4 protein-coding genes are annotated in these 7,763 nt (G+C 62.2%); 1 reads left to right on the top strand and 3 read right to left on the bottom strand.

Annotated features, from left to right (window positions below):
• Nucleotides 1-204 precede the first annotated feature (204 nt).
• Nucleotides 205-1,488, top strand: a complete 1,284-nt coding sequence (locus HHX33_RS34245) for a hypothetical protein (RefSeq protein ID WP_182878192.1) — start codon at nucleotides 205-207, stop codon at nucleotides 1,486-1,488.
• A gap of 1,212 nt (nucleotides 1,489-2,700) precedes the next feature.
• Here HHX33_RS34245 and HHX33_RS34250 read toward each other — a convergent pair.
• The 3 genes from HHX33_RS34250 to HHX33_RS34260 are packed head-to-tail and all read right to left on the bottom strand — an operon-like array spanning nucleotide 2,701 to nucleotide 7,176.
• Complete coding sequence (locus HHX33_RS34250; RefSeq protein ID WP_182878193.1) at nucleotides 2,701-3,873, bottom strand: helix-turn-helix domain-containing protein; 1,173 nt, start codon at nucleotides 3,871-3,873, stop codon at nucleotides 2,701-2,703.
• A 45-nt stretch (nucleotides 3,874-3,918) separates the two neighbouring features.
• Nucleotides 3,919-5,403, bottom strand: a complete 1,485-nt coding sequence (locus HHX33_RS34255; RefSeq protein ID WP_259403157.1) for a UvrD-helicase domain-containing protein — start codon at nucleotides 5,401-5,403, stop codon at nucleotides 3,919-3,921.
• Between the two features lie 54 nt (nucleotides 5,404-5,457).
• Nucleotides 5,458-7,176, bottom strand: coding sequence for an ATP-dependent nuclease (locus HHX33_RS34260; RefSeq protein ID WP_182878195.1), 1,719 nt, complete (start codon nucleotides 7,174-7,176; stop codon nucleotides 5,458-5,460).
• Nucleotides 7,177-7,763 lie beyond the last annotated feature (587 nt).

The raw sequence follows: 7,763 nt of genomic DNA on the forward strand, positions 1-7,763 counted from the left end.
TGCGCACCGCGCGCTCGCGAAGCTCTTGGGGGTACTTCCTCGGGGCTGGCATCGTGACGTGATTCTCCCTTCCGCCAGCAGATGATGCTGGCTTCAGGGCCTCCACGAAAGTCGGAGTGGTTCACCCAGGACTCACTTGGCGACCAGCAGGAGGGCCAGACTGGAAGTTCGGCAAGCAGGCTAATGCCAGTCCATAATGGCTACATGGCACAGCCCTCCACCGCGTCCACCCATGACCATCAGGCGAAGATTACGGGGGTGACTCGACGCGACGTCTTTGACTACCTACGTGGTATGGACGGCGCATGGTGGGGGCGGCTCGATGAGATCGCCTTCCTGGATCGTCTCTACGACTTGGACGCGTTGCCATCAAGCGACTCTCGATACGCGACAGCTCGCCGTGACATCAGCCAGCACCGAATGAACAACCTTGACTGGGGGGATGATTGGATCTTCGAAGACCCCCGCTTCCAACTTCTCGACGGTCCTGATGAGGTCCTCCTGGCATTTCTAGCGCGGATAGTTCATCCCGAGGTGCAGCCCGATGTGGACCGGGCCGCCCGGCAGGTCGACGAACTGAACCGACTTCTCACTCCAGACGGCTGGGTGTTGCGGGCTCATGAGTTCTTGTCGGGTCGGCCGGCCTACGCTCCAGTCGCGACAGACAAGCCTGCAAGCCCAGTAATCCCTTTGCCGCTCCGGGATGATGACGCCAGCAAACTCGATCTCGTTCTTGGTCAGGCGCATCATCTTCTCGATGCGGACGGCCAGGGACTGGCCCGTGACCTCCTTTGCGACGGGACTCTCACCTTGCGCCGTGACGGTGGCTTCTTCCACCCGATGCCCGGGGACAACTGGACGGACGCTAGCTACGAGGCTGTCCTCACCGTGGACGCCGCTCTCGTCCCTGAGTTCACCCCGGCAGTAATTGATCTGATCTGGCAGCACCTGGGCACCGTGCTTAAGCGGCTTGAGCGCGCCGATGTCTTTTCCCTGGTGGTCGAGGCCGCCCTTCTGCCGCTTCCCCCGGTGCCACAGAACTGGCGGCAAGTAGCCGCCACGCCTGCTGCAACCAATCAGGCGCGACGCGAGAGAGCAGTTGGTAAGGGATACCCAACACTGGACGGCATGGTTTTTGGCAGCCGGGCCGAACTTGTTGTTTACCAGGTGCTCTGTGAGATTCAACGGGACAGTCCGTCCCGGGACTCGATCGCTATCCTGCCGCTTGCTTCCGCCAAGCTTCGTGACACGGGTGTACGCAGCCCCGATTTCACGGTTCTCGGCAACGGCCGCGCGGTCGTCGTCGAAGTCGATGGCCCGCACCATTACGGTCGTACTCGCAAGGCCGACGACGAGGACCGCGATCGGCATTGGAGCCGCTGTGGGGTCCGAACGATCCGCATCGCGCATGAGCAGACCGACGACCCCGTCTCCTTGAAGGAACGTCTCCACGAAGACCTTATCCGGGCGTTGAATCCGGCCCGTTGATCACTGCCTCATGGAGTGGGGCGATCGGCAGCCGCGCGAACTCCGGTGCTCGGACCCAGCGGCCCTGGGCTCGGGTACCGCTTGCACCGAGTAACGTGGCGACCGTGCCTGTGCCTCACGGTGCGGGACATGCGCGGGATGATGTCGTTCAAGGCGCGATATGGGTTGTTGGGCGTTCTCGCAGCTCGTGACATATCCGCGTGCCTTGTGACCGCCGCTCTCCTAAAGCGAGTGCTCGAATAGCTGCCGCGCGGCTTCCGGTCCTCGGGCCTGGCGGCCCTGCGGTCCGGGTCCACTTGGCGCTTGGTTACGAGGGCGGGCCATCGGACGTTGCTGCTGTACAGCAACAGCGGCTCACGCGGTCATACCTCACCAGCCTGGACCTACCGCGCGAGCGGCTTCACTCTTCGCGAACGAGGCTCTCGCTCTTCCCGGGTTCGCTTCCCCGCACACCTACGAACGTCCGAAACTGTGCCTACCGCGCCTCGCCGGAGAGTAGGGCAGCCCAGACGTCACGCGCTTCGCGGAGCGGCCAGCGGTAGGTCTCCTTAATCTCATGTTCGGGCTCGCACTGGAGAGTGCTACGGATGAAGGCTTGGCCGCCGGCTTGGCACAACTCGTATATGGTCGCCCGGCATTCGCAGGTCCAGGCCAGGACGCGGACGTGGCTAACACCGCAGAACGGGGCGTGCCAAATCAACTCCATGTGCTCTCGTCGACGCATGGCCACGTGCGGACTCAGGCACTCGTTGGAGATGCTCATGATGAAGCGCCTGTTAGAAGGGTGGACAGCGGATGGTGCTGGCGGAGATCCCTGTATCGGACGGCGATTCGGCGAGCGGTGGTGACCGGGTCCTCGACTGGACCGAACGCATAGACCCATCGCTGAGTCCGAGGAGATTTACGCCCCGACCACCAGCGATAGCACCGGCCATCCGTCCATACGACCAGCTCGACCCACACCGAGACTAAGGCGAGCCCATATCCCTCGTGGACATCAGTCCGGATCCCAAGGGCCGCCAATTCATCACACAATCGTTCAGCGGCTCGTGATGGCGTTGTGAGCGTTTTCCTTCTTGTGTCAATGGGACGGAATCCCGTCATGGCCGGATGCATGCTGTAACGCTATGGGCAGGAATAACAGCTTGGAAGTGCGATTTCGTGTCACATCCTGATGCCTGCAAATGGAAGTGACACGAGCGGTGTCACAACTTAGTAATCAAGCAGTACAAAGTCTGCGAGTTCGCGCATTTCGTTAGTGAGCGTACGCCGCCTGCCGATAATTCCCCTGAGGATGTCTCGGGCGTATCGCTGGTTGGCCATCCACTCCGGGGCATCACGCCGGATGCCTTGCAGGACGTCGAAGGCTTCGCTGTGCCGCTGCATCCGGCGGTGCGCCTCGGCCACGTCGAGGAGATGGCGGTTCCGGTTGTTGGAGGTTGGCCGCAGGTCCGTGACTGGGATCGTCTGCGAGAGCTGGAGGACCTTGTCCGGCCGATCCTCGATCATGGCGTTCTCCACGCGCTTCATCGCCACGGTGATCGGGCCAAAGGTGCGTAGAAAGTCCTCGTTCGGCGTCAGGTCGCGTCCCATCGCTACGGCCGCGGTTCGCGCAAGGCGGATTGTGTCGTCGGCCTCGCCGGGTCGGTTGTCGCGGATGGCGGCTGCTGAGGAGCGAAGCAGCAGCCATCCCCAGGCGGACAACTGATGTGGCGTGGCACGGGAAATGCGCGGCTCCACGTCGTCGGCCCAGCGCATTGCCATCTGGCGGGCTTCGTCGAGCCGTCCCTGACGTAGGAGAAGCCAGCAATGGGTGCTGACCGTCGCCGCCGCATCGAGGGGATCGTTCATGTCGTCCATGGCCCGCGACAGCGCGAACTCGGCTTCGTCGAACTGTCGTGTCTGGGTCATCAGCCAACCGACGAGGTGTAGCAGCCTGCCCCGTATGTGGCGCGCCGACAGGTCCGTCTCTACCAGCGCTTCGGCGTCTCGGAGTAGCATCGGCAGCATGGTCGCGATCTGCGAATAGCGATCCTGTTTCCATAGCGGCATCGACGCTTCTAGGGCTGAGTCCAGTCCTTCTCGGGTCGGCGCCTCTGAGGGCGGACCAGCATGGCCGTACAGCGCCCGTCGTACTGGTGCCCATAGATCGAGCGTCTTCTCGTCCGCTGGCTCGGCGTCGTGCATGGTGGTGATGAGTGAGGTCGTCGGTACCTTCAGAGCTACTGCGATCTTCCGTAGCGTCTCCAGTCGCACGTCTCTCCGCGCGTCCTGCTCCAGCTTCCGCACGAGCGAAGAGGACACACCGGCAAGGTCGGCGAGGCCCTGCTGAGTCAGACCCCGGCGCTTGCGCACGCTGCGAATGCGGTCGCCTATGGTGGCCACGACTCCATGTTAAAGACGGCCCACTCAGCGCGCGCGTATCTAGGCCTAGATGGCAACCGTCATCGACTTGCCGCGGGTGAGCGCCACGTAGATGATGCGGTGATCATCGTTGCCTTCGTTAAGCCCGGCATCCAGTGCGGCTTTCTCGCCCGATGTCAGCCGCACGCCGACGCGTGGCCATTCTCGGCCTTTTGCCTGATGAACTGTGACCGCCGGCACCGGTTGAGAGACGTCACGCTGCAGGTAGCTGCGCAGATGGACCAGCGGGCGGGTATAGGTCGGATGCCGGTCGCGGAACTGTCGTGGTGACTCCGTCCGCACAACCTCCACAAGCTGGTCCCACGCGTCATTGACCGCAGAACCTGTCGTCGAGCGCAGCGTAGTAAGGACGTCGAACAGCTGTGGGTCGAGACGAGCCCGTGCGGAGGGATCAGTGATGCCGAGCATCACTAACGCCTCGTCAGTGAAAACGGCTCGCCTACCAAGCGCGGAGGTGGCCACGATGTCCAAGAGGAGCTGTGCGGCAGCCTTTTCGACGGTGCGGGGACTGCCAAATGACAGCGGTAGAACGTCTCCGCCGACTTCCCAGAGAGTGTCCCATTTCCTCGCAAGAACCACGTCGAGTTGCCCGCCTCTATGGATGGGCAACTCTACGGATTTGCCTCCCCGTAGGTCACGTGCAAGATCTACGCATTGTTCACTGACGAACCGGAATGAGCGCGTCAGCTGGTAGATGTGCAGGCCAAAGTGCTTTATGAGTGTAGGGACAAGATGAGGGCCAGCTCCGCGGAAGAGATACAGTGCCTGCCAAGGATCTCCGATCACAGTGACGTTGACGCCACTGCTGATCGCTCGGCCTATCAGCCTCAGATCCAGCCGGTTTGCATCGAAGATTTCGTCAACAATTAGATTCCGGATCGTGGTCTGGATACGGCGTCCCAGAAGCCCCGACAATTGGCTGTCGTTGAAGGCTGCATCGATTACGGAGCGCACATCTTCATGGGTGCAGGTGCCTGCGTTGATGGCCTTTTTGAAAGAGGCGTACGCGATATTACTGCTGGCCTTATCGTTGAAGCGTTGGGAGACAGTAATCTCACGTCCGGCGACGGTGAGGGTTGGCTCGTATTGAGAAAAGGTGTGTTTGTACGTCGCGTCCCAACCGTCAAGCACCCGCAGATCGGTATGGCCTCCCGGCCAACGTAGATGATTGCCATCAAGCAGGAAGCTGAGCAGCTCCGATAGCAGCGTGTCGATGGTGGCGACGCGATTGGGCGACCGCAGAGCGCCGAGACCCCACGTGCGTGCGACGCGGTCCCTCAGCTCGCGGGTAGCTGCTCGTGTGAAGCTCAAGGCGACTGTGGCACGTGGGTCAGTGAGGTTGTTGTAGTGCAGGAACCCGTACCGTTCGGCAGCGACGGTTGTCTTGCCAGATCCGGGAGCGGCCTCGATGTACACGGCAGGCTCGCTAGCGGCGGCAGCCAGCAGTTGCTCCTCTGTGAGGCCATTACGCTGCTGTGGACTGGATGTCAACGGGGGTCTCCTCCTATTCCCGCACCTCTCGCCCGGCTAGGTGTGGCGACGGCATCAACTCTGGAACGGGACGGCATCTGCGGCTGGCGCAGCCGGATCCACATCCGGGTCGTAGAGGAAGTCGTAGAGGCTGGCGATGTGGGATGGCACCACCACGCTGGTGGGGTCTGCCTCGACGTGATCCTCAAGTAGTTGCGCAAGGTTGAGGGAGAACTGGGCCTTGAGAGGCTTGCCAGCGCCTTCCGAAGTGCCGCGTGTCTTGCTGGCGCTGGCGAACAGGGCGGTGATGCTATCTACGTCAACGACTTGCGGGACGTCGAGATTGGTGGCCTCAAGCGCTGTGGTGATCAGACTCTCGTTGCCGGGAGTGAGTGATGGCTCAAGTGTGGGATGGCTGATGAAGTAGCCGAGCGTGTCTGGATTGTACTGATTCGTCCATGCCGGCTGTGTCGGGGTTTCTGTGACAGGTTTGTCGCTGTCGGCAAGGATCGCCACTCGAGCCGCGAGTTCGAACCCGGGGGTGGCTAGGAGTTTGGCTGGCCACTCGCCGACTTTCCAGCCCATGACGGTGATCGTCAACGCGTCGACAAAGGCGATCTTATTTGGGTCGACGCCAGCCCAGGCCCGCCCGAACAGCCGAAGCACCGCCGCTTCCGTGACGCCCTCGACGAAGGCGACCCGTTCCGCGAACAGTGCAGCGGACCGGGTGGCGTCCATGTGCAGGCGCGCGAATCCGAGAACTTTGTCGCGGTCGGAAACTGGTAGGCGGCCCACAGGCCGGCTGACGTGTCGCCCATCGGAGGTGCGGCGCAACACGACGAGTTCTTCCGGCAGGCAGGAGGTAATGATGTCAGTGGCGTGGCTGGAGAGGATCACCTGCAGCTCGGGACGTTGCCGGACGACCGCGCGTAGGTATCTCGCCAGCCCGTGTTGTAGCTGCGGATGCAGGTGCGCCTCTGGTTCCTCGATCACGACTGTGGCATGGAACGGCGTTGACGGGAAGAACGAGTCCTCTTCGGAGTCTCGTTCCGCCCGGGCCTGGGCAAGTCGGCCTGCGGCGGCACGAGCCTTTTCCTCTTGACCGGAAGACTCTTCGTCGTCCGAATCGGCGACAGCGGCAGGGGCCTCCTCGGCATGCCCAGCTTCGGCTTCGGCGATCGCATCGGCGGCTCGGCGCGCGGCGGGGTCAGGGATGGCGGCGAGGGTGACGGCTATATGCAACAAATTCACATAGCCGAGGCCGCTGACCTCCAGATGTCGGGCTTGAGCACGGTCGGCGACAACCGCAAGCATCAGCTCAAGAACACGAGCGAGGTACTCGTCGTTAATCGCTTGCCCTCGGACAAAGGGCCACTGCTGGCTAACCCCGGCGGTCAGAGAACGTAGGTGTTCGCCAACCCGCCGCTCGATGCTCTGGACAATCTCGTGTTGGGAGAGAGCATCAAGAAGAGCAGCAGCGCTTGATCTCAGCGACTGAAGGTTTCGTGTTCCGGTCAGCCGCTGTTGCTGCGCCCGAAGCAGCTCGACGAGGATTCGCGCCTCGCGACGGGCGAGTTCGTCGATGGGGTTACGCCAGGCTGGCAGGTAGATCAGCCGGACGCTGTTGAGTAGATCAGCTCCTACGGTCAGCTGAGCGGAGACCTTTCCGAGATCACGGCTCAGAGCATATGTCCAGATCGCGGCCCGCCCAGTGCTGGCGGTTCCAGCCTGCCACTGCAGGAGCCGTCCCAACGGACCTTCGTTGCCAGGGTCTTCGGCGTAGGAGTACTCCACATCGATGCTGCGATCGCCAGGCCCGAGGGTCGCAGAAGATGGCAACGGCAGTCGTGGGAACCTCATGCGGTGCGCAAGGTACATTGCGTCGCAGACGGTCGACTTTCCAACGTTGTTTGCACCGATAAGGACTGAGAACCGACCGGGGATGACGCACTCAAGTTCGCCATGAGCGCTAGCGCGGAATCCTCGGGAGGTGATCTTGCTCAGGTGCACTAGGTATCTCCATAGGGGGTGTACCGGGATGACTGAGCCCGGTAGATGACTTAGTGTCCCGTGCCGCGCGCGTCCGGGCGAGAAAACGTCAAACGGCGCGGATCGGAGTACACCCTCTCACGAGGGCTGGGCTTGCATCTCTACGTCAGCCCGTTGCAGCTCTGGGCCGCGGGCAGACGAGGATGGGTATGCGCCCAGACGTGAGGCCGCAGCGCAGGAACGCCTTGGTAGCTCCGACCTATGGCGTAAGTATTCAGGTCGTGCGCGCGGTGTAAGGGTTCGGTCGGATGCGTGACGGTCCGTCACTTTGATCAACCGGCGTGCAGATGATGTGATCGTCGGGTGTCCGGCCTGGAGGAGCTGTCCCGCGA

It is taken from the genome of Microbispora sp. H10670, from assembly GCF_014161385.1.
Taxonomy (GTDB): Bacteria; Actinomycetota; Actinomycetes; order Streptosporangiales; family Streptosporangiaceae; genus Microbispora; species Microbispora triticiradicis.